This is a genomic window from Catenulispora subtropica (assembly GCF_039531675.1).
In the GTDB taxonomy this organism is placed as follows: Bacteria; Actinomycetota; Actinomycetes; order Streptomycetales; family Catenulisporaceae; genus Catenulispora; species Catenulispora subtropica.
Map to the genome: position 1 here is coordinate 34,588 of NZ_BAAAQM010000017.1, position 21,035 is coordinate 55,622.

Annotated in this window: 20 protein-coding genes; 10 read left to right on the forward strand and 10 right to left on the reverse strand. The window is 69.5% G+C overall.

The window, feature by feature from the left end; translation table 11 throughout:
* Position 1: 1 nt before the first annotated feature.
* On the reverse strand, positions 2-1,417 hold the full coding sequence (locus ABD466_RS16550; RefSeq protein WP_344657944.1) for a flavin monoamine oxidase family protein: 1,416 nt from the start codon (positions 1,415-1,417) through the stop codon (positions 2-4).
* A 136-nt stretch (positions 1,418-1,553) separates the two neighbouring features.
* On the opposite strand from ABD466_RS16550, the gene ABD466_RS16555 reads away from it, so the two are divergent.
* Positions 1,554-2,093 carry a TetR/AcrR family transcriptional regulator gene (locus ABD466_RS16555; protein WP_344657945.1) on the forward strand — a complete coding sequence of 180 codons (540 nt, stop codon included), beginning with the start codon at positions 1,554-1,556 and terminating at the stop codon, positions 2,091-2,093.
* Between the two features lie 228 nt (positions 2,094-2,321).
* Complete coding sequence (locus tag ABD466_RS16560; RefSeq protein ID WP_344657946.1) at positions 2,322-3,398, forward strand: class I SAM-dependent methyltransferase; 1,077 nt, start codon at positions 2,322-2,324, stop codon at positions 3,396-3,398.
* Here the strand turns inward: ABD466_RS16560 and ABD466_RS16565 are convergent.
* The 3 genes from ABD466_RS16565 to ABD466_RS16575 all read right to left on the reverse strand — a co-directional run bounded on the left by ABD466_RS16565 (position 3,383) and on the right by ABD466_RS16575 (position 6,738).
* Positions 3,383-3,922, reverse strand: coding sequence for a hypothetical protein (locus ABD466_RS16565; protein ID WP_344657947.1), 540 nt, complete (start codon positions 3,920-3,922; stop codon positions 3,383-3,385). The genes ABD466_RS16560 and ABD466_RS16565 overlap by 16 nt on opposite strands.
* Positions 3,923-4,015: 93 nt before the next feature.
* On the reverse strand, positions 4,016-5,935 hold the full coding sequence (gene htpG / locus ABD466_RS16570; RefSeq protein WP_344657948.1) for a molecular chaperone HtpG: 1,920 nt from the start codon (positions 5,933-5,935) through the stop codon (positions 4,016-4,018).
* Between the two features lie 125 nt (positions 5,936-6,060).
* Positions 6,061-6,738, reverse strand: a complete 678-nt coding sequence (locus ABD466_RS16575) for an HSP18 transcriptional regulator (protein WP_344657949.1) — start codon at positions 6,736-6,738, stop codon at positions 6,061-6,063.
* A 111-nt stretch (positions 6,739-6,849) separates the two neighbouring features.
* Here ABD466_RS16575 and ABD466_RS16580 point away from each other — a divergent pair, with 111 nt between their 5' ends.
* Positions 6,850-7,284 (forward strand): Hsp20/alpha crystallin family protein, encoded by a 435-nt coding sequence (locus ABD466_RS16580; protein ID WP_344657950.1) that lies wholly within the window; start codon positions 6,850-6,852, stop codon positions 7,282-7,284.
* A gap of 153 nt (positions 7,285-7,437) precedes the next feature.
* On the opposite strand, the gene ABD466_RS16585 is transcribed toward ABD466_RS16580, so the two are convergent.
* The 4 genes from ABD466_RS16585 to ABD466_RS16600 form a co-directional block, all read right to left on the reverse strand.
* Positions 7,438-9,531, reverse strand: coding sequence for a glycoside hydrolase domain-containing protein (locus tag ABD466_RS16585; RefSeq protein WP_344657951.1), 2,094 nt, complete (start codon positions 9,529-9,531; stop codon positions 7,438-7,440).
* 82 nt (positions 9,532-9,613) lie between these two features.
* Complete coding sequence (locus ABD466_RS16590; protein ID WP_344657952.1) at positions 9,614-11,074, reverse strand: NlpC/P60 family protein; 1,461 nt, start codon at positions 11,072-11,074, stop codon at positions 9,614-9,616.
* Between the two features lie 58 nt (positions 11,075-11,132).
* Positions 11,133-11,456, reverse strand: coding sequence for a hypothetical protein (locus tag ABD466_RS16595; protein ID WP_344657953.1), 324 nt, complete (start codon positions 11,454-11,456; stop codon positions 11,133-11,135).
* A gap of 4 nt (positions 11,457-11,460) precedes the next feature.
* Positions 11,461-11,598 carry a hypothetical protein gene (locus tag ABD466_RS16600; protein WP_344657954.1) on the reverse strand — a complete coding sequence of 46 codons (138 nt, stop codon included), beginning with the start codon at positions 11,596-11,598 and terminating at the stop codon, positions 11,461-11,463.
* Positions 11,599-11,894: 296 nt separating this feature from the next.
* On the opposite strand from ABD466_RS16600, the gene ABD466_RS16605 reads away from it, so the two are divergent.
* A complete protein-coding gene (locus ABD466_RS16605) occupies positions 11,895-12,881 on the forward strand; it encodes a LuxR C-terminal-related transcriptional regulator (RefSeq protein WP_344657955.1) in 987 nt (328 codons plus the stop codon).
* Positions 12,882-12,944: 63 nt separating this feature from the next.
* On the opposite strand, the gene ABD466_RS16610 is transcribed toward ABD466_RS16605, so the two are convergent.
* Complete coding sequence (locus ABD466_RS16610) at positions 12,945-13,919, reverse strand: ArsR/SmtB family transcription factor (RefSeq protein ID WP_344657956.1); 975 nt, start codon at positions 13,917-13,919, stop codon at positions 12,945-12,947.
* A gap of 180 nt (positions 13,920-14,099) precedes the next feature.
* On the opposite strand from ABD466_RS16610, the gene ABD466_RS16615 reads away from it, so the two are divergent.
* Entirely contained in the window at positions 14,100-14,882 is a 783-nt protein-coding gene (locus tag ABD466_RS16615) for a hypothetical protein (protein WP_344657957.1), read from the forward strand.
* Here ABD466_RS16615 and ABD466_RS16620 read toward each other — a convergent pair.
* A complete protein-coding gene (locus ABD466_RS16620) occupies positions 14,812-15,837 on the reverse strand; it encodes a formylglycine-generating enzyme family protein (RefSeq protein WP_344657958.1) in 1,026 nt (341 codons plus the stop codon). The two genes, ABD466_RS16615 and ABD466_RS16620, sit on opposite strands and share 71 nt — an antisense overlap.
* Positions 15,838-16,014: 177 nt before the next feature.
* Between ABD466_RS16620 and ABD466_RS16625 the strand changes: the two genes are divergently transcribed.
* The 5 genes from ABD466_RS16625 to ABD466_RS16645 all read left to right on the forward strand — a co-directional run bounded on the left by ABD466_RS16625 (position 16,015) and on the right by ABD466_RS16645 (position 20,878).
* Positions 16,015-17,409 (forward strand): sulfatase-like hydrolase/transferase, encoded by a 1,395-nt coding sequence (locus tag ABD466_RS16625; RefSeq protein WP_344657959.1) that lies wholly within the window; start codon positions 16,015-16,017, stop codon positions 17,407-17,409.
* Between the two features lie 115 nt (positions 17,410-17,524).
* Complete coding sequence (locus ABD466_RS16630) at positions 17,525-18,202, forward strand: GAP family protein (RefSeq protein WP_344657960.1); 678 nt, start codon at positions 17,525-17,527, stop codon at positions 18,200-18,202.
* 154 nt (positions 18,203-18,356) lie between these two features.
* Positions 18,357-18,794, forward strand: coding sequence for a hypothetical protein (locus tag ABD466_RS16635; protein ID WP_344657961.1), 438 nt, complete (start codon positions 18,357-18,359; stop codon positions 18,792-18,794).
* A gap of 8 nt (positions 18,795-18,802) precedes the next feature.
* Positions 18,803-19,069 (forward strand): alkyl sulfatase C-terminal domain-containing protein, encoded by a 267-nt coding sequence (locus tag ABD466_RS16640; RefSeq protein ID WP_344658056.1) that lies wholly within the window; start codon positions 18,803-18,805, stop codon positions 19,067-19,069.
* 132 nt (positions 19,070-19,201) lie between these two features.
* Entirely contained in the window at positions 19,202-20,878 is a 1,677-nt protein-coding gene (locus ABD466_RS16645) for a SulP family inorganic anion transporter (RefSeq protein WP_344657962.1), read from the forward strand.
* Positions 20,879-21,035: the final 157 nt, after the last annotated feature.

Sequence of the window (21,035 nt, forward strand, 5' to 3'; positions counted from 1 at the left end):
CTCAGCCGGTGATCTCCTTGGCGGCTCGAAGGCCGGAGTTGTAAGCCCCGTGGACGGTGGCGAAGTTCATCTTGTCGGTGGCTTCGCCGGCGAAGTGCACCCGGCCCGCGATGGCGGCGGCGAGCTGGTCACGCATGGCCGGAGTGGAACCGAGCTTGTTGTAGGAGTAGGAGCCGAGCGCGTAGGGATCTGAGGCCCAACGGGTGATCTGGTATCCGAGCGGTGCGGGGATGTCGCCGCCGTAGATGGTCTTCAGCGTGGCCATGGCGCTGTCGACGATCCGGGCGTCGCTCCAGCTCTCGATGGTGCGGCCGAAGTCGGCGGCGTTGAAGCCGAGGAGCACCGGCTGGCCGGTGGGCCGCGCGACGTTGACCCACTGGGCCCACTGGCCATAGTGCTCGAGGTCCGGCACGTAGCCCAGCCAGTCGGTGTCGGCCCAGAACGTCTTGGGAAAACGCAGGTAGCACTTGTCGAGCACACCCATGCCGAGCTTGCTGATCGCGGCCGCCTTTTCCGCGGGCAGGCCGGGACCGAACGTGACGGCTCCGCTCTGCAGCACACCCAAGGGCAGGGTGACCACGACATGGTCGGCCTGGAAGGTCCCCTTGCCGGTGGTGACCGTGACGCCGCTGGAGGTCCAGTCGACGCGCTGGACGACCTGTCCCGTCCGGATGGTCAGCCCGGCGGCGAGCAGGTCGGTGATCTGGTGGTAGCCCTGCGGGAACAGCACGTCCGCGCCGTTGATCTTGGCGTCGTCGTCGAAGTACAGACCCGACATCTGCTCCACGCTGCCGGAATACTCGTGCTCGTAGTCGTTCAGGTCCCAGTTGAGCAGGGCCTTGTCCTCGTCCGACAGTGAGGGCCAGTCGACCGCGTCCTCGACGACGGCGCGCACCGGCGCGTCCTTGTCCTCCTCGGCCTGGAACTTGGTGAGTGCGTCGGCGGCGGCCTTCCGCCAGCGTTCCAGCGCCTGGGTCTGGGCGGCGGTCAGCTCGCTGCCGTCCGCCGAGTAGTCGGTGGTGCTGTCGAGGTCGGTCACGATCGTCTTCGCGTTCGCCCTGGCCGCCAGTGCGGTGAGCGGGTTGCCGTCGACGCCGTGGATCCACGAGGCGCCGAGGTCGAGCGGCAGACCGGGCCAGGCGGTGCTGGTCCAGACGCGGCCGCCGATCCGGTCCCGGGCCTCCAGCACCGTCACCGCCAGGCCCCGGTCGGCAAGGGCGCGGGCGGCGGCCAGACCGCTGATCCCGGCGCCCACGACGATCACGTTCTCGCCCGCGGCCGGGGTGGAACCGGCGGTCGACGGCGAACCGGCGGTCGCGGCGCCGTCGCCGCCGCCTCCGCAGGCGGACAGGGAACTGAGAACGGCCAGGCTGGGCAGGCCCAGGCCCACGCTCTGCAGGAAACGTCGGCGGTGCATCTCCACGGTCGGTCTGCCTATCTGTTCTGTTCTATGAGGTGGGTGGCATCCCCGCCCGCTAGAATGCTCTTGATGCTTGCAAGCATACATTGAGACATAGATGTTTCAATAGAGACTGGCGGGAGCTGATACGGCGATGCGAACTGATGCCACGGAGGTGCTGGACGCGGCCATCCCGGTCCTGGCCAAAGATCGGGGAGCGTCGATGCAGGCCATCGCCGCCTCCGCGGGCATCAGCCGGGCCACTTTGACCCGCTTGTTCCCCACCCGCCAGAACCTCGTGCAGGCCATGGCCGTGAAGATCCTCGACGACTGCGACCGGGCCCTGGCCCACGCCGAGAAGGACACCTCACCGATCGAGCAGGTGCTGACCGCCATGGTCGCCGACTACCGTCCGTTCGCGCAGTTGTGGAACCTCGTCTACGTCGAGCCCGACGTGCTCGGCGTGCCGGACGCCAGCGACCGGGCAGAAGCGGTCTTCAGGCGGACCGTCACGCTCATGCAACGCGGCCAAGACTTGGGACTGCTGCGCAAGGACATGCCGGCCACCTGGCTGGCCTCGACGTTCTGCGGCCTGGCCGAGACCGCATGGGAGCTCACGCTCGAAGGCCACATGGGTTCCCGCCAGGCCCCCGACTTCATCACCGCGATCCTGCTCCACGGCGCCGGCGCTTAACTCCAGGTCACCAGATACGGCCTCGGCGTCGGCGTCGGCGAACAGCTCCTCAGCTCCTCAGCTCCCGTAAGTGATGCTCGCGGGCCGCGACCGACTCCACCCGGCTGGGTCGGGAACGCGGTCATGCCGTCGAGGTCGTGCCGCTCACCCATACAGCCCTGCTCAGGTGTCTGGTGGACGGGACCTCGTCCGAGGCTGGTGAGAAACCAGTCATCCAAGGAGGATTCCATGGCGGCCGACAGCGATGTCGCAGCACCGGATGAGCAGGCGGTCGACGCCTTCACCGGGCGCGTCCTGGGCGACACGGCGGCCGCGGCGACCGTCTTCATGGCCGCCCTCGGCGACCGGCTCGGCCTGTTCAAGCAACTCGCCGAGCACGGACCGGCCGACAGTGCCGCACTCGCCGACCGAGCCGGTTGCGACGAGCGCTACGTCCGGGAGTGGCTGCGCGGCATGACGGCGGCGAGCTACCTGACCCGCGAGCCGGACGGCCGGTTCGCCCTCCCGGCGGCGCACGCGCCGGTGCTGGCGGTGGAGCCCGGCCCGGCTTTCTTCGGCGGTGTGCACCAAGAGCTGCTCGGCGCACTGCAGGGATACCACGAGCTCGTCGACGCTTTCCGCCAGGGTGGCGGCATCGCACCGGACCAGCTCGACGAGGACGTCTGGGTCGGCACCTCCCGCTTCACCGCGCAGTGGCACCAGAACATGCTGGTCCAGCTGTGGCTGCCGCTGCTTCCCGAGGTAAGGGCGAAGCTCGAGGCGGGCGCCCGGGTCGCCGACGTCGGGACCGGATCCGGGCACGCGCTGCGCACTCTGGCGCAGCACTTCCCGAACGGCACCTACGTCGGCTACGACGAGAACGCCGGGGTGATCGACCGGGCCGAGCGGGAAGCCGAGGCCACCGGCCTGGCCGACAGCCTCCGGTTCGAAGTCCGCGACGCCGCCGCCGGCCTGCCGGAGAAGTTCGACGTCATCACGACCTTCGACATGCTGCACGACGCGGTCGACCCGCTCGCCCTGCTGACGTCGATCCGGGACGCCCTGGAACCGGACGGCGTCTACGTCTGCCTCGACATCAACTGCGCCGACGACCCGGACCAGAACTCGGGGCCGATCGCGACGCTGCTATACGGCTTCTCGCTCCTCTACTGCATGACCACCTCGCTGGCCCGCGGCGGCGCGGGGCTCGGCACGTTGGGGCTGCCGGAGGCCAAGCTGCGCGAGCTGGCCGCCGAAGCGGGCTTCAGCGAGGTGCGGCGCGTCGAGATGGAGAATCCGTTCAACAACCTCTACGTGCTCCGGTGAAGACGTGGGTGCAGAGCGGCGTCGACTTCGGGCCCTCTTCTTGAGCGCGGGTCGGCTGGCAACGGACGTTCGGCGGGCTGCTGGGCCGGAAGCGCGGCGTGCTGGTGGTGAAGGGCGGCGGCGTCGGCCAGTGCGGAGATCTGAGCCCGCAGTGTCGTCGTGGAAGCGGTCAGGTCAGCCGTGGCTTGGCGCAGGGCCGCGAGGCGGTCAGGGCTGGGGTGGGCGGTGGCGTAGCGGGTGATGCCGGTCAGGGCGCGAGCAGCGGCCACGACGGCGGCGAGGGCGTACGACAGGTGTGGTGCGTACTGGTAGATCTCCGCGGGCAGGTATCGGCAGGCCAGCACGGTGTCGGTGAGGGCGCGGGTCGCTTCGTGGGCGTCGACCGAGGCATGGGTGGCGGCGTCCAGGTCGGGCGACAGCCGCTGGGCGGCGAGCGCGGGTTCGGGGAGCGCGGGTTCGGGGAGCGCGGGTTCGGGGAGCGCGGGTTCGCGGAGCGCGGTGTCGGGAAGCGCGACTACGGTCATGGTGCGGGCGAATGGGTCCGGTGCTGGTGGTGATGGAAGGTGCGAAGAAGTCGGGCGCGGCCAGCCAGCCGGCGGACCGCGCCCGGTCGTCGATCAGAACTGGTGCGCCAGGCGGTCGTTGAGCAGCCGGGCGAAGCGGGCGGGGTCGGGCAGGTCGCCGCCCTCGGCGAGCAGCGCGGTGCCCAGGATGATCTCGGCGAGCTCGGGCAGTGCCGGATCGTCGGGGTTCTTCTCGTGGGCCGTGCGCAGCCCGGTGATCAGCAGGTGCTGCGGGTTGATCTCCAGGATGCGTTTCACCGGGGGCATCTGCTGTCCCATCGCCCGGTACATCTTCTCCAGCATGGGGGTCATGTCGTCGGCGTCACCGACGACGCAAGCCGCCGATGTGGTCAACCGGCTGGACAACCGCGCCTGCTTGACGTGGTCGCCCAGCGTGGCGGCCAGCCACGGCAGCAGGGCGGCGAAGTCGGCCTCGCGCTTGGCCTTCTCGCCGTCGCCGTCGCCGTCGCCCTCGGCGTCGTCGAGGTCCACCTGGCCCTTGGCGACGGACTGGAAGCGATGGCCGCCGAACTCGGAGACCTGCTCGACCCAGACCTCGTCGACCGGGTCGGTGAGGATCAGGACCTCATACCCCTTGGCGAGGAAGGCTTCCATGTGCGGGGAGTTCTCCACCGCCGCCCGGGAAGCACCCGTGAGGTAGTAGATGACGTCCTGGCCGTCCTTCATCCGTTCCACATACTCGCGCAGCGTTGTCGGCGCGGTGGCGTCATGGGTGGAGTCCGCCGAGATCAGCTCCAGCAAGGCCTCTGCGTTGTCGGGGTCCTCGATCAGCCCTTCCTTCAGCACCCGGCCGAACTGGCCCCACAGCTTCGCGTAGCCCTCGGCGTCGCCGGCCTGCATGTCCTTGAGGGTGCCGAGGACTTTCTTGACCAGGCGGCGGCGCACGCCGCGGATGTGGCGGTCGTGCTGCAGGATCTCGCGGGAGATGTTCAGCGACAGGTCGTGGGCGTCCACGACGCCCTTGACGAAGCGCAGGTAGTTCGGCATCAGCGCTTCGCAGTCGTCCATGATGAACACGCGCTTGACGTACAGCTGAACGCCACGCTTGGTCTCCCGGGCGAACAGGTCGAACGGGGCCTGCGAGGGGATGAAGAGCAGCGCGTCGTAGGCGAACGTGCCCTCCGAGCGCATGTGGACGATCTGCGCCGGATCGGTCCAGTCGTGGCTGATCTGCTTGTAGAACTCGTTGTACTCGGCCTCGGTCACCTCGCTGCGCGCCTTGGACCACAACGCCTTCATCGAGTTCAGCGTCTGCATCTCGGTCACGGCCACACCCTCGGACTCGCCGCGCTCCACCGGCATGCGGATCGGCCAGCGGATGAAGTCCGAGTACTGCTTCACGATGGCCCGGATCTTCCACTCGGCCAGATAGTCCGCCAACCCGTCCTCGCTGTCCGCCTCCTTCAGATGCAGCGTGACGGTCGTGCCGACCGGCAGGTCGTCGACAGCCGAGATCTCGTACGTGCCCTGGCCGTCGGACTCCCACAACGTGCCCTCGTCCGTACCCGCACGACGGGTCCGCAGGCTCACCTTGTCGGCGACCATGAACGCCGAGTAGAAGCCGACGCCGAACTGCCCGATCAGGTTCTGGGCCGCCTCGGCGTCCTTGGCCTGCTTGACCTTCTCCAGCAGGCTCGCGGTGCCGGACTTGGCGATGGTGCCGATCAGCTCCACCACCTCGTCGCGGGTCATGCCCACGCCGTTGTCCCGCACGGTCAGCGTGCGCGCGTCCTTGTCGACGTCCAGGACGATGTGCAGGTCGGACGTGTCCGCGTCCAGCCCCGAATCGACCAGCGACTCCAGACGCAGCTTGTCCAGGGCGTCGGAGGCGTTCGAGATCAGCTCGCGCAGGAAGATGTCCTTGTTCGAGTAGATCGAGTGGATGACCAGCTGCAGCAGCTGACGGGTCTCGGCCTGGAACTCCAGGGTCTGGGCACTACTGTTACTGGCCACCTGCGGATGCTCCTTCGCGTGGTTGGTGATGATCCGGTTGACGGGGCACGGCCGCGGACGCGGGGCCCGCGACAGGTCGGTCGGTCTTCGGTCGGGCTTCGGTCGGTCTTGTCTGTCGGGCTTCCTCAGGGCTGGACCGGCCGGCGCGCCCGGTCGGAGGCGGCGCGCACCTCAGCGGTCCTACGGCTCACATCGCCGATCTGCTCCGCGAGACCAGGGTGGCCCGCCGTGAGATGGGAACGGGTGTCGGCGAGCGGCCCCAGCAGGTCGGCGGCGTCGTCGCCGCCCAGGGCCCGGCGCAGCGCGGCCAGGTCGGCATCGGCCCCGGCGCCGAGGTCCCCCAGCGCCCCGATCTGCCCGGCCAGCTGCCGCAGATCCCCGGCGTTGTCCCGGGCCCACGTCGCCACCGCCTTGTCACCGGCCCGTTTGTCCCGCTCGGCGGCGACCCGCTGGTCACCGGTGCTGACCGTGTCGTCCGGCGAGGGCCGGAGCCGCAGATAGCGGCGCTCGGCGGCCTGCCTGCTGGCCACGCCCAGGGCCGGGGCCAGGTCGGCCCAGCTGGTGCCCAGCGCACGAGCCGCCTCGATCAGCTCCGGCTCCCAGCCGGCTATCCGCGTGCGCAGCTCGCGCAGCAGCGTCAGCGCGGCCAGCACCTGGTTCGCGCTCAGCGCCGCCGGGGCGGCACCGGACGCGCCGTCCGGCGTGTGCACCGCGTGCATCGCCCGCGTGATCTGGCCCAGGGCCGCGCCGGTGTCGAACCCGCCCGCGGCCACCGGGTCCGGGTGGTTCTCCGCGTGTCCCATTGACGTCATCCTTTCGGCGACGTCTTCGCTTGTCGTCGCTCCGACGACATGTTATACCTGAGTCGTCAGCGAGTCGACCCCGACTCGGACACACACCTGGAGGTGACCCCCATGTTGATGCGCACCGACCCGTTCCGTGACCTGGACCGCATCGCCAGCCAGCTTCTCGGGACCACCGCCGCGGGCACCTGGTCCCGCCCGAACCCGATGCCCCTGGACGCCTGGCGCGAGGACAGCGAGTTCGTGGTCTGCTTCGACCTGCCCGGCGTGTCCCTGGACGCGATCGACGTCGACATCGAGCGCAACGTACTGACCGTCAAGGCCGAGCGCCGCCCCACCGCCCCCGGCACGGCCAAGACCGAGATCTCCGAGCGGCCCCTGGGCGCGTTCTCCCGCCAGCTGTTCCTCGGCGACACCCTGGACTCCGAGAACGTCAAGGCCGACTACGACGCCGGCGTTCTCACCCTGCGCATCCCCATCGCCGAGAAGGCCAAGCCCCGCAAGATCGAAATCACCGCCGGTTCCAAGAAGGAGATCAGCGCCTGACGAAGGAGATCAGCCCCTGACGCCGGCACCCGGCGGCGCCAGGGACGATCCAGCGGTGGCCGCCACGACCCCGGCGGCCACCGCTTTCAGCGCTGACTTCTCCAGCCTGCGCCCGTACCCCGCATACGCCCGAAGTCCTCGACTCCCGGTACTTCAGACGAGGTTCGTGAGATCCAGAGTGCCGTCGGGCAGTCCGACCGCCGCGACGGCGAAGATCGAACCATTGGTGGCGATCTGCGCGGCGTTGGCCGCCCACGTACCGTTCGCCGAGCGCAGCCGGTCCCAGACTCCCGCGTCGGGTACGACGGTGAACAGGTGCACCGTGCCGTCCGGGAGTGCGGCGGAACCGATCGCGGAGATCGAACCCGTGGTGGCTATCTGGGTGACGTTGTTGGGCCAGGTTCCGTTCGCGGCGCGGGTGCGCTGCCAGACCCCCGACCCCGGGATGAGGGCCTCAAGCTGAAGGGTGCCGTCGGGTAGGCCGACCGCCGTGACGGCGGTGATGCTGCCGTTGGTCGAGACCTGCGTGGCACTGGTGGCCCAGGTGCCGTCCGCGGAGCGCACTCGCTCCCAGTCGCCGGCGCCGGGGACGACGGTGAACAGATGCACGGAGCCGTCGGGGAGGACGGCCGAGGCCAGCCCCGAGATCGAGCCGTTGGCGTCGATCTTGGTCGCGGTACTCGACCAGGAGCCGTTCGCCAGTTTCGTACGCAGCCACACACCCGAGCCCGGGATGAGATCCGCGAGCTGGATGCTGCCGTCCGGCAGGCCGACGACGGTCACCGCGGTGATGGCGCCGTTGGTGGCGACCTGCGTCGCACTGCCCTGCCAGGTGCCGTTCGCCGCGCGCACCCGCTCCCAGACCCCGGAGCCGGGGACCACGGTGAACAGGTGCACCGTGCCATCCGGCAGCACGGCTGAGGCCTCGGCAGTGATCGACGTGTTCGCGTCGACCTTGGTCGCGGACGAGGCCCAGCTCCCGTCCGCGGTCCGCACCCGCTCCCACACATCGCCGGAGGAACCGCTCGAGGAGGCTACCGAGACGTCCATGTAGTCCGAATCGATGCCGAGGGACGTGCCGCCCCAGGTCTCGGTGTGGGTGCCGCTGTACTGGTGGACCCGCTGGTGGCCGGCCCACTCCGAGCTCGGGATGACCGGGTCGTCGGTGTCGGCCGTGCCGTTCCAGCGGGCGAAGTACAGCACGTCCGGAAGGTGGTAGCCGGAGCCGACACTGTTGACCACGTCGGCGATACCGGTCGAGGAGCTGCTGTAGACGGCGGACTTGTAGCCCTTGGCGTGCAGCTCTGCCGTCCAAGCTGACAGGAAGGTGAGGACGGTGGAGGTCCCCGAGCTGTAGCTCTCCATGTCGTAGTACAGCACCGAGCCCGGCCCGAATCCGAGGCTTGACGCCTGGGCGACCGCGTCGTCGGCGCAGGCGGTGCCCTCGCTGCTCGGGGAGCTGATCTCACCTGCTTGCGGGCCCACGTAGAGCGGTATGAACCGCCACCCAGCGGTGGCCTGTTGCTGGACCCAGGAGGCCGTCAGGTTGGGCTGGGCGCAGGCTCGCTTGTCGCCGCCGAAATAGATGCCCACGGCGCCGTACGGGGAGGACGCCATCCACGTGCTCATCGCACTGGAGGAGGGCGCGGTGCAGGCGTCGAAGGCTTTTCCGGTGTAGTTCGTCGCGGCCGCGGAGAGGGTGGCGGCGGTGGACGCGGTGTTGGAAGCCGCAGTGGAAGCGGCAGTGGAAGCATCCATCGCAGCTGTAGTCCGGGCGGTAGGCGCGCCAGTCGGCAGACCGGCCCGGCCGAGGATGGAGCGGACGAGACCCGCAGCGCCGGCGTAGGTCGCCGTCACGCGAATCCCCTCGGCGGTGGCGGTGTACTCGTGGCTGACGGAGTTGAGCACGGTCCCCCGCTCCCCTGGGCTGCTCTGCGCGGGCTGAACCAGCATCGCCTCGGTCCGGCCGATCAGCCCGGCGGGACAGTTCTGGTCCGGCGACGGGGTACCGAGGTAGAGGGCGTGCTGATCGAAGCGAACGCACTGGCCGGGATGGGCGGCCAGGTCCACGACGTTCCAGTCCTGGGGAACAGTGAACCGATATCCCTGATACGTCACCGTCCGAGTCGGCGTTGCTGTGGCACCGGCTTGTGCGGATGTGAGCGAGGAGCTGAGCAACGCGGTCGCGGCGGCCGCGACGGCGAACGCTCGCTTCGGCTGGCGTATGACGCCGGCGATGGAAGGCATGGGATCTCCTGCAGATGCGATGAATCGGTTGGGATGACAGGAGCCGGCCGCGATGGGCCGGCTCCCTGGAACGACAGGGCTCTTAGACGAGGTCGGTGAGGTCCAGGACACCGTTGGGCAGCCCGGCGGCGGCGACGGCGAAGATGGAACCGTTGGTCGCGATCTGGGCGGCGTCTGCGGCCCAGGTGCCGTCGGCCGCCCGGATGCGGTCCCAGACCCCCGCGCCGGGCACCACGGTGAACAGGTGGGTGGTGCCGTCCGGCAGAGCGGCCGAGCCGATGGCGGAGATCGAGCCGGTGGTGGAGATCTGGGTGACGTTGTTCGGCCACGTCCCGTTGGCGGCGCTGGTGCGCTGCCACACGCCGGAGCCCGGGATGAGCGCTTCGAGCTGGACGGTGCCGTTCGGCAGGCCGGCTGCGGTCACCGCGGTGATGCTGCCGTTGGTGGACACCTGGGTGGCGCTGCCGGCCCACGTGCCGTTCGCGCTGCGCACCCGCTCCCAGTCCCCGGCGCCGGGCACGACGGTGAACAGATGCACGGAGCCGTCGGGGAGGACGGCCGAGGCCAGCCCCGAGATCGAGCCGTTGGCGTCGATCTTGGTCGCGGTGCTCGACCAGGAGCCGTTCGCCAGTTTCGTACGCAGCCACACACCCGAGCCCGGGATGAGATCCGCGAGCTGGATGCTGCCGTCCGGCAGGCCGACGACGGTCACCGCGGTGATGGCGCCGTTGGTGGCGACCTGCGTCGCGCTGCCCTGCCAGGTGCCGTTCGCCGCGCGCACCCGCTCCCAGACCCCGGAGCCGGGGACCACGGTGAACAGGTGCGCCGTACCATCCGGGAGCGTGGCCAGGGACTCTGAGGTGATCGACGTGTTCGCGTCGACCTTGGTCGCGGACGAGGCCCAGCTCCCGTCCGCGGTCCGCACCCGCTCCCACACGTCACCGGACGACGAGTCGACGATGTTGTTGTAGCGGAACGGGAGGAAGTCGTTGGAGGTCAGGTAGTCGCGGGTGAACGTGGTCTCCTTGGCGGTCTCTCCCGAGTGCGGCTCCTCGATGATGTTCGCGACGGTGTGGCTGCTGTCGGTCCAGCTCTCGAACAGCACGACGTGGGTCGAGGTGTGGTCGATCATGTCGCCGGGCTTGAGATCGTCCAGGCTGCCCAACTGCGTGGCGACCTCCGGCAGGGTCTGGGTGACCCGGCTCTGGTCCAGTGCCCAGGCCATCGAGACGAACCCGGAGCAGTCGGTGCGGTACGGGCCGCCGGTCGCGCCGTCCTTCCAGGCCGCGCTCTCGCTGTAGGCGACGCCGCTGCCGCCGTCCGCGGTGAGCCACTCCTTGGCCCGGGCGAGGACCTGGTCGCGGGTGATGTGGGCCCCGAAACCGGGTCCCATGGTGCCGGTCGACGTCGGATCCGTGACGGGGCCGTAGGTGGCGTGGGCCGGCAGGGCCGTTCCGGCGATGGCGAGGGCGGCGGCGCCCAGCGTCATGGCGATGCGGGTGGTGCGCTTTCCGATGGTCTTGGAAGACGGCTTGGAAGACATGGTGGCGTCCCTTTCCTGGGTGATCGATGGTTGTTGTAGATGGCTGATATAGACGGGCTCAGTCGCCGGACAGCAGGCCGACGAGGTCAGCGCTGGCGGTCCAGCCGTTGAGGGTCGGCGAGGTGGCGATCGCCGTCCGGCACACGCGGGCCGCGGTCTCGGCGAGCGCCTTGCCCGAGACGTGCCGGCCGGGGCATGCGGGCAACAGGAACAGTGCCGCCGTGTAAGAGTTCTGGCACATGCCGGCCTGGACGCTGATGTGCTCGATGCGGTCGCCCGCGACGACGTTGGCCCACAGGATGTCGGTGAGCATCTGCGCGTCGATCTCGGTCGCGGTGATCACGCCGTCCGGGGCGGTCAGCGTGATCAGGACGAGGTTCACGGCGTCAGCTCGCGCAGGCCATGCAGGGAGCGGAGACGACCCGGTCCTTGGCCGCGACGGCCTGCGGATGCGCCGTGGCACTCGCGAGCACGGGGACGGTCAGCAGGGCGGCGAGGGCCAGGGCGCGGACGGTTTTGGACATGGAAGTAGCTCCGATCGGCAGAGGAAGAGGAAGATCATCCAGTCGGGTGTCGCGGGCATCGATGCTGCTCACCCGATGTGCCGGGCGTCCCGGCCTGATGAGTTCGAGTGTGGCCGCGGCGCGGCGGCCGGGGAAGGCTTCCGGCCTGTCCACCGGCGGCCTGGCCGCTTTGTGACGACGAAGCCGCAGGTCCGGCACGCGCCCGGAAGCCTCCGGAGGCTATTGCAGGGCACGCATACACGTGCCATGGTCGATTCCAGTACGGGGCAGGTGGTTCTCACGGGGGTGCACTGGATATGGAAACGCTTGGGCTGGACGCCGTCGCGCAGGCCGTCTACACCGCGATGCTGGGCGACCCCGAAGCTGGGGTCGACTCACTGGTCTCCATCCTCGGGGTGGAGGAGTCCCAGGTCCGGACGGCCTTGGACCAACTGGCGAAACTGGCCCTGCTGCGGCAGTCCCGCGAGCAGCCCGACAGGCTCGTCCCGGTACCGCCCGAGGTCGGGCTCCAGTTGCTGATCCGCCGCCAGGAGGAAGAGCTCGCGACGCGCGGCTGGGCGATCGAGCAGACCCGCGCCGCGGCGGAACGCATAGTCGTCGAACGCACGGAGCGGCAGGCGGCCGAAATCGGTTCGGGCGACACCGAGCACCTCACGAATCTCGACGCGATCCAGGACCGGCTGGACGCCATGGTGGCCGGTGCCGGCACCGAGGTGCTGTCGCTGATCCCCGGGTCCGCCGTGCCGGCGGAGACGCTCGAAGCGGCGAAGACGGCGGACGCCGTCATCCTGGGCCGCGGCGTGAACTGCCGGATCGTGTATCAGGATGCGATCCGGAACCATCCGCCGACACTGGCCTACGGGCAGTGGCTGACCGAGAACGGCGCGCAGGTGCGCACCACGCCGGTGCTGGCCCAGCGTCTGCTCATCGTCGACCGCTCGGCGGCCGCTCTCCCCCTGGATCCGGACGACCCGTGGGCCGGACGCGTCCACACGACCAATCCGGGGTTGGTGCACCAGCTGATCACGTTGTTCGAGCAGACGTGGGCGGCCGCGACACCACTGGCCGAGCCGCGGCCGATGGAGAACGCCACCGGCTTGACCAGCATGGAGCGCGCCCTCCTGCAGATGCTCGCCGCCGGCAGTACCGACGATGCCGCCGCCAAGCGCCTCGGCGTCTCCGGGCGGACCGTCCGCCGCATCATGGCGGAGCTCATGGAACGCCTGGATGCGGAAAGCCGCTTCGAGGCGGGGATCATGGCCGCGAAGCGCGGGTGGTTGTGACCGTGGTCGGTTGTCGATGAGTGCGCGACAACCGAAGTGTCCACAAGGTCGTGCGGTGCATCGTCACTGCCCCAACAGCGCCTGTCCCAGCGGCGTGATGGTGTGCAGGACACTGCTTCCGTTGCGCCGCGTCGCGATGAGGCCGGCGTCTCGCAATACCGCCGTGTGCTGGCTGGCGGCGGCGGCGGACGTTCCCAGGCGCCGTGCGATCTCCCCGGTGGTCAGGCCCTCCTGCTGGGCGATCGTCTCCAGCGTCGCGGCGCGTCCACGGCCCAGGAGTGCCGTGATTCTGGTGAGCGAACGAGGCTCCCTGGCGCCCAGGACCATGCCGTCGCCACATGCCGGGAACACCAGGGTCGGGCTGTCTTCGAAACGCCAGTACGAGGCGAACAACGGATGTTTCATCGCAAAGATTGCCGGCTGCAGAACCAGACCGGTGCCCTTCAGCCTGACGTCCGAGTCGATACCACTGAGGGAAGCGACCTGAAGGACCGGCGCCCGCCAACTCACCGCCGGGTGCAACGTGCTGAGCAGCTGCTCGACTCCTCCGGACGCCAACGCCCGCATCCTCCTGGCCCGGTCGGCCTCGATCACCGCACGGACCTGCTCCCACACCGGCCGAATCACTGAGTTCTGATAAGCACGGACGACTTCGGCCAGCCTTCGCAGCGCTTCCGGGTCATCGGCGGCGAGCCGCTCGACGAGCATCGTGGGGCGTCGGACCGCCACGAGTTCCCGCAACGACCCTCGTCGCAGATCACGGGGGAACCGCAAGAGGTTCTCGGCAGTCAGGTCCGGATCCGGAGTGACCACATCATCGAACATGTCGGTGGCGTACCGGGGGCCACAGAAGCCGAGGAGGGGAAAAGCGGCCGAACGCCACCTGGGATCCAGACCCTCACGCCAACCGCGGTAGCGCAGATCGCGCGAGCGGCGGTGAAGCACATCAACGCTCAGCGACAACTCCATACCGAGGTCGGGTCCTTCGGCGAGCCGGGTTCGAGCCAGATCTTCATCGGTGAACCGGATCCGCAGCACGGTTCTGATGATCCGGGCAGCGCTCGGGACCGGTCAAGGCCACGTCGGCTCGGCACGGTTACCAGGCCTTTTAAGCAGGGGATGAAACCGTTGGCAGTGCCAACTGCCGATCGTCCACGATGGCTTCACGACCACGAGACAGGCGAGGACATCGATGTGGCATCTGGACAAGCACTCTCCATGCATCTCCCTTCTGCTGACGGGACACGCATCCCCTACGAGTGCCGGGGAACCGGACCCGCGGTTCTCCTGATCGAGGCCCATTCCGCCGGCCTCCGGGACGACCTTCCCGATCAACTCGCCGAGCACTTCACTGTCTATCATCACCGGCAGCGCGGCTCTGACGGCAAACGGGTCGGCCACTGCGCGTCAGAGGGCGAATACGACGACATCGCTGCACTCGTCGAGGCGGCTGGAGGAAAGGCCATGGCCTTCGGGGCAGCGGCCGGTGCCCGTATCGCCTTGGAGGCGGCCGCACGCGGGATCCCCTTCACCCGCCTGGTGCTATGGGAGCCGCCCTATACTCCCGACACTCGGAACACCCAGTCCCCCACCCTCATCAACCGGCGGGAAGCAGGACGTTCCGACGGCCGCATGGATGCCGTGGTCGAGCTGTTCCTCACCGCGGGCATCGGCCTGAGCGCCGAATTCGTCGCACAGCTGAAAACCGCTCCCTTCTGGGAAGCGGCACACAGCACCGACCTGGCCGCGCTGCTCGTGGACCTCGCCCAGCTCTTCAAGACCCTCAAGAGAGTCGAGATCCCGGTGCTGGTCGTCGAGGCCCTGACGACCGACTGGGCGACAGCCGCCGTCGACGCCATGGTCTCCGCTCTCCCCGACGGCCAACGGCTCGCACTGCCCGACCGGCCGCACAACCCCGCCGCAGCCACGATCACCCCAGCGATCGTCGACTTCTTCCGGGCATCCTCCGTCTTTCACCACGAGCTTCACCGGGCTGGATGAGTTCGGGGTCTTGATGCGATCGCGGCGCGGTCTGTCCCGGTCGCCCCGCCGACCGGGTCGTCCGGTCCTGGATGTCGTAGGCGACGCGGAAGCCGATGTGACTCGCGGAGGAGTCGGGGTCTTGTGGTGACCGTGCCGCGGGGCGGTACCGCAGGCAGTATTCCGCAGCGCACAGGTGGGAGCCGCCTTTGAGCACGCGTCGAGTGTCGCAGTGGCCTGCCGGAGCTGCGGGTGCGCAGCAGGGCCGGGCACCGGTCGGATCGGGCCGACGATAGTCGTCGGCAGTCCATTCCCAGACGTTGCCGATCATGTCCAGCAGGCCGAAGGGGTTGGGCGGGAAGGCGGTGACCGGGGACGTCCCCTTCCAGCCCGCAGCACCGTCGTTGCGGTACGGAAAGGCGCCTTGCCACGTGTTGGCCATGACTCGGCCACCGGGGTTGCGCTCGTCACCCCAGGCATAGGTGGTCGGGGGTCGGCCCCCGCGGGCGGCGTACTCCCACTCGGCCTCGGTGGGCAGGCGGCCGCCGGCCCAGATGGCGTAGGCGGTGGCGTCGTTGAAGCTGACGTGGACCGCGGGATGCTTCTCGAGGCCGTCCAGCGACGAGCCGGGTCCGCGCGGGCGGTGCCAGTTGGCTCCCGGAACCCAGGACCACCAGCGGCGGGAGTCGGTCAGGGGCACCGGCCCCGCGGTGCCGGTGAACACCAGCGAGCCCGGCTCGCGGTCCTCGTCGGCGAGGTCCGGGAACTGCGACGGAGTCAGCGGACGTTCCGCGGTGGTGAGATACCCGGTGGCGTCGACGAAAGCCGCGAACTGGGCGTTGGTCACCGGATGCCGATCGAGGGCGAACGCGCCGACGGAGGCCGGGCGGGCGGGCCGCTCATCGCGGTAGAAATCGTCGGAGCCGAACGTGAACACGCCGCCCGGCAGCGGCACGCGCGTCGCGGTGACGCTCACGGCGGAAGGCTCCCTTACGGTCCGGGGGCGGGCTGCGTCCGGTCGGTTCGCCAGCCGTGTGATCACTCTAGGGCAGCAGCCCTGGCACGGACCGCGCGACACGGCTCAGTACCCGTGGTCGCATGGAGTGAGCCCATGCGACGGGTGGCCGGCGGGCGAGCCACGGAAGGTACGGACATGGCAGAGGTGCCGACGGACGAGCGGGCAGGGGCGGCCCGTCCGAACATCTTGTTCTTCCACGTGGACAACCTCGGGTTCGGCGAGGTGAGCTGCTACAGCGGCGGACCGTTTCGCGGGGCGTGGACCCGCCGCATCGACGCGTTCGCCGCCGAGGGCTTCCGGCTGACCAACTACGCGCCCGAGGCACAGTGCACACCGACCCGTTCGGCGCTGCTGACCGGCCGGTTCTCGATCCGCTCCGGGACGCACACCGCCCCCGTGGGCGCCGCGACCGGCTGGGGCCTGGTGGCGTGGGAGAAGACGCTGGGCGACGTGCTGACGGACGCCGGGTACGCCTGTGCCGTGTACGGCAAGTGGCATGTCGGCGAGGGCCCGGGACGCTGGCCGACGGATCACGGCTTCGCCGAGTGGTCCGGGCCGCCGCGCACCTACGACGAGTCGCTGTGGCCGGAGGACCCCTGGTACCGGCCGGGCCGCGACCCGGTGTCCCGGATGGTCACGGCGAAGGCCGGGGACACCGACGTCACCGAGGGCGAGCAGCTCACCCTGGACGTGCGCCGCGACTGCGATCTGGACTACCTCGACCGGGCCGAGCAGTTCATCCGGGCCGGGGCCGAGGCCGGCACGCCGGTGTTCGTGTACTTCAACCATTCGATGATGCACCTACCGGTGATCCCGCGGGAGGAGTTCGCAGGCCGAAGCGGCAACGGGCCGTGGGCCGACGCGCTGCTCGAGCTCGACGCCGACTTCGGGCGGCTGCTGGACCTCCTCGACGATCTCGGCGTCTCGGAGGACACGCTCGTGGTCTTCGCCGGAGACAACGGCCCGGAGGAGGTGCTGAACTGGCGCGGCACCCCCGGCTACTGGGAGGGCTCGTACTTCGCAGGCGGCGAGGGCAACCTGCGCACACCGTGCATCGCCCGCTGGCCCGGCCGCGTCCAGGCGGGCGCGGTCAGCGACGAGATCATGCACGTCACCGACTGGTACACCACGATGCTCGCCGCCGCCGGAGTCCCCGCGCCCGACGACCGGATCATCGACGGCGTGAACCAGCTGCCCTGGCTGACCGGGGCCGCGCCGGAATCGGCGCGCGAGGCGTACCCGTACTGGATGGGGCCGGAGCTGTACGGCGTCAAGTGGAGGAACTTCAAGATGATCATGAAGAATCAGGTGCACCTGACCGACGCGGTCACCGACCTCGCCACCCCGCACCTGATCAACCTGGTGACCGATCCCCAGGAACGCGAGCCGTACGACCTGCCGTGGCTGCACACCTGGGTCATGACCCACATCAACCAGGTCCTGGCCGACTTCCAGGCCAGCGTCCGGCGCGAGCCGCTCATCCCGGCGGTCGCCCCGCTGGAGTTCGTGCCGAGGGCCGCTGAGCGCTGAGACGTCCCCCGTGACCCACTCTGATGGCCCGGCCTGATATCCGTTCGCCCCGAAGTCCGACATCGTGGGCTGTAGACCACAGCGGACGGCGCGTCGCCGTATCACAGGAGGCCAGATGGGTCAGGCGATCGGGAGCACGATCAGCCTCGCGATCGGTGTCGCTCTCAGCCCGCTGCCGATCATCGCCGTCGTGCTCATGCTCACCAGTGAGAGGGCCCGCGTCAACGGGCTGGTGTTCGTCCTGGGCTGGTTGATCGGCCTGGCCGTCGTCGGCACGATCGTCCTGCTCGTCGCGGGCTCGGCATCGGCGGGCGAGGCGGGAACCCCGGCCACGTGGGTGGGCTGGCTCGACGTCGTGCTCGGCCTCCTCGTGCTGAGGGCCGGATTCAGGCAGTTCCGCGGCCGGCCGAAGAAAGGCGAGAGTCCGGACATGCCCAAATGGCTGGCGGCGGTGGAACGGATCAGCCCGGTTCGCGCCCTGGCGCTGGCCGCGGCCCTGGCCGCGGTGAACCCCAAGAACCTGCTGCTCGCCGTGGCAGCCGCGACGAGTATCGCGCAGACCAGCATCCCCGGTGGTCAGCAGGCCGTCGCCTACACCGTGTTCGCCGTCATCGCCACGATCGGCGTGGCCGCGCCCGTAGTGATCTACTTCGCCCTCGGCGACCGGGCCCCCCATGTGCTCGGCGGCCTGAAGGACTGGATGGCCCATAACAACGCCGTCATCATGGCTGTCCTCTGTCTCCTGATCGGCGTGAAGCTGATCGGTGACGCGATCGGTGTGCTGAGCTCCTAGCAGGCCGTCCAGGACCGCCTCCGCGGGCGATTCCTCCGAATAGATGGTCGACGTTGCCGCCGCGGCGGTGTCTGGAAATGCTGAGCCCCAGGCAGGGCCCGGCCGCGTTCCGCAACCGGGCCGATTCGCCCATCGGGTCACCGGAGGCACGACCATGGCTTATCAACCGAAGCCCGCAACGCCGCAGACCGTCGCCGCCAACCGTGAGGCGGTCGCTCGCTACGCCATGGACGACCGGCGGGACTTCGCCGCGACGGACAAGGGCCTGATCGCGCCCTTCACAGAGAAGCTGCACGACGCCGAGGGCCGGGTGATCTTCGATCCCGCGGTGTTCGACTACATCGCCGACGACGCCCCGGCGCCGGACACCGTCGAGCCGAGTCTGTGGCGGCAGTCGCAGCTGATCACGAAGGGCGGGCTGTTCAAGGTCGTCGACGGCATCTATCAGGTGCGCAACACCGACATCGCCAACCTCACCGTCGTCGAGGGCCCGGACGGGCTGGTCGTCATCGACTGCATGACCTCGGTCGAGGCCGCGGCCCAGTCGTCGCCATCCACATCGCCGGCGACAAGGCAGCCGACGCCGACCTGAGGATCGACCTGTGCTTCACGGACGTCGGAGACGAGACCTGGTCGATGCGGATCCGCCGCGGCGTCCTCAACGCCCGCCGCGGCGCCTCCGGCGACCCCCAGCTCACGGTCTCCGGGCCGAAGGCGGCCATCGCGGTAGTGCTGCTGAAACCCGCCGCCGCCGACCAGCTGGCCGGGGCCGAGAAGATCACCCTGGCCGGAGACGAAACGGCCCTGAAGAGACTCGCCGGGCTCCTCGACGACTTCGACCCGAACTTCCCGATCGTCACGCCGTGACGGACGGCGCCATGCCGGGCCGGGCTCGACGATCGAACGTTTATATGCCCGCACGCGCTGCGGGTGCTCGTTGTCAGCGGTGCGGAGGCGTTCTGACATGCGCCGCGACCAGCGCCGCTTGAAACTGCCTATATGACACTCGCCCCGCAGCACCTGATCGCCGGATGGGCGCGGGGTTACCAGAAGGCGATGCTCCGCGGTGACCTGCTCGGGGCTCTGACCGTCTGGACCTTGATCGTGCCGGAGTCCGTGGCGTACGCGGAGATCGCAGGCGTGCCTCCCCAGAACGCCTTCTACGGCGCACCGGTGGCCCTCGTGGTCTACGCGTTGATCGGAGGGTCCCGGTTCCTCGTCGTGGGCGCGACGTCGGCCGCGGCGGTGTTGTCGGCTTCGACGGTCTCCGGTGTCAGCAGGGATCCGCAGGTCGAGATCGGATTGTCGACCGCGCTGGCGGTCCTGGTGGGGGCGGTGCTGATCGCGGCGGGAGTGGCGCGGCTGGGCTTCGTGACCAACTTCCTGGCCGAGCCGGTCCTCGTCGGGTTCCTGTTCGGCATGGCTCTGACCATCATGGTCCGGCAGGCCGGGAAGATCCTCGGTGTCTCCAGCGGAGACGGCGACTTCTTCCAGCGACTGGCCAAGCTGCTGAGCCAGGCCGGGGAGTGGTCGTGGACCACCGTCGCCGTCGGAGTCGCGGCCCTGGCGGGGCTGCTGGTGCTCGAACGCTACCTGCCGCGTCTCCCCGCGTCGCTGATCGTTCTGGCAGCCGGCCTGATCGTCTCCCAGTCCCTGGACCTGAAAGCGCACGGCGTGCAGACCGTCGGCAAAGTTCCGTCGGCCGTTCCGATCCCGCATCTGCCGGGTATCCCGGAGGCCGACTGGGCCAAGCTCGCCGGCGGCGCACTCGGGGTCGCCCTCGTGGCGTTCGCCGAGTCCTACAGCATCTCCGAACGCTTCGCTCGCATCCATGGAGACGAGCTGAACGCCGATCGCGAAATGATCGCGGTCGGCTCGGCCAACCTCGCCGTCGGCTTCTTCCGCAGCTTCGCCGTCTCCGGCAGCGCCTCGCGCAGTGCGGCCGCCGAAGGCGCCGGGGGGCGGAGCCCGATGGTCTCTCTGGGAGCCGCGATCCTCGTCGTGCTCACGGGGGCCTTCCTGACCTCGCTGTTCACCCCCCTGCCCGAGGCAGTCCTCGGGGCCATCGTCATCATCGCGGTGCGGGGGTTCCTGCGCGTCGCCGAGCTGCGCCGCTATGCCGCCGACGACAGGCCGAGCCTGTGGGTCGCGTTGACCGCCCTGATCGGCGTACTGGTCGTCGACCTGCTGCCGGGCCTGCTGCTCGCGGTCGTGCTGTCCCTGCTGCTCTTCATCGCCCACGCCAGCACGATTCGAGTCGCCACGCTCGGCCGGCTGCCCGGCACCGACATCTGGGGCGATCGCCAAGAACACCGGGACGCTGTGCCTCATCCGGGAATCCTCGTCCTGCGGCCGGACGGCGAACTCTTCTTCGGCAACGCCAGCCGGATCCGCAGCGCGGTCAAACGCCTGGCCCTGGACACGGACGCCGCGCCGCGTGCGATCGTGGTGGACCTGACGGCCACGTACCGCCTCGGCGTGCCGGTCCTGGACACCCTCGCGGACCTGTCCGCCGACCTCGACCACCGTGGCCTCGAACTGCACCTGGCCCGCGTCCGAGCCCGGCCGGCGCGCTCATTGTCCCGGCACCCGCTCCACGCCACCCTCAGCCCGGGACGCATCCACCCCACCGTGACGGCGGCTGTAAGAGCACTGAGCGGCGCCTCCGGCGAATGATCGCCGGCGAGGCGCTCCGCCGCCACGAGAGGAACTTCCGCAAAGATGAGGCGGCGATGCCGGGAAGCAGCCAGAACGCCTGCTCAGCCTTGACCGGTCGGCACATCTCCCGCACCGGGACTATCGTGATCTTATAGCGAAGGCCCGGTTTCCAGCC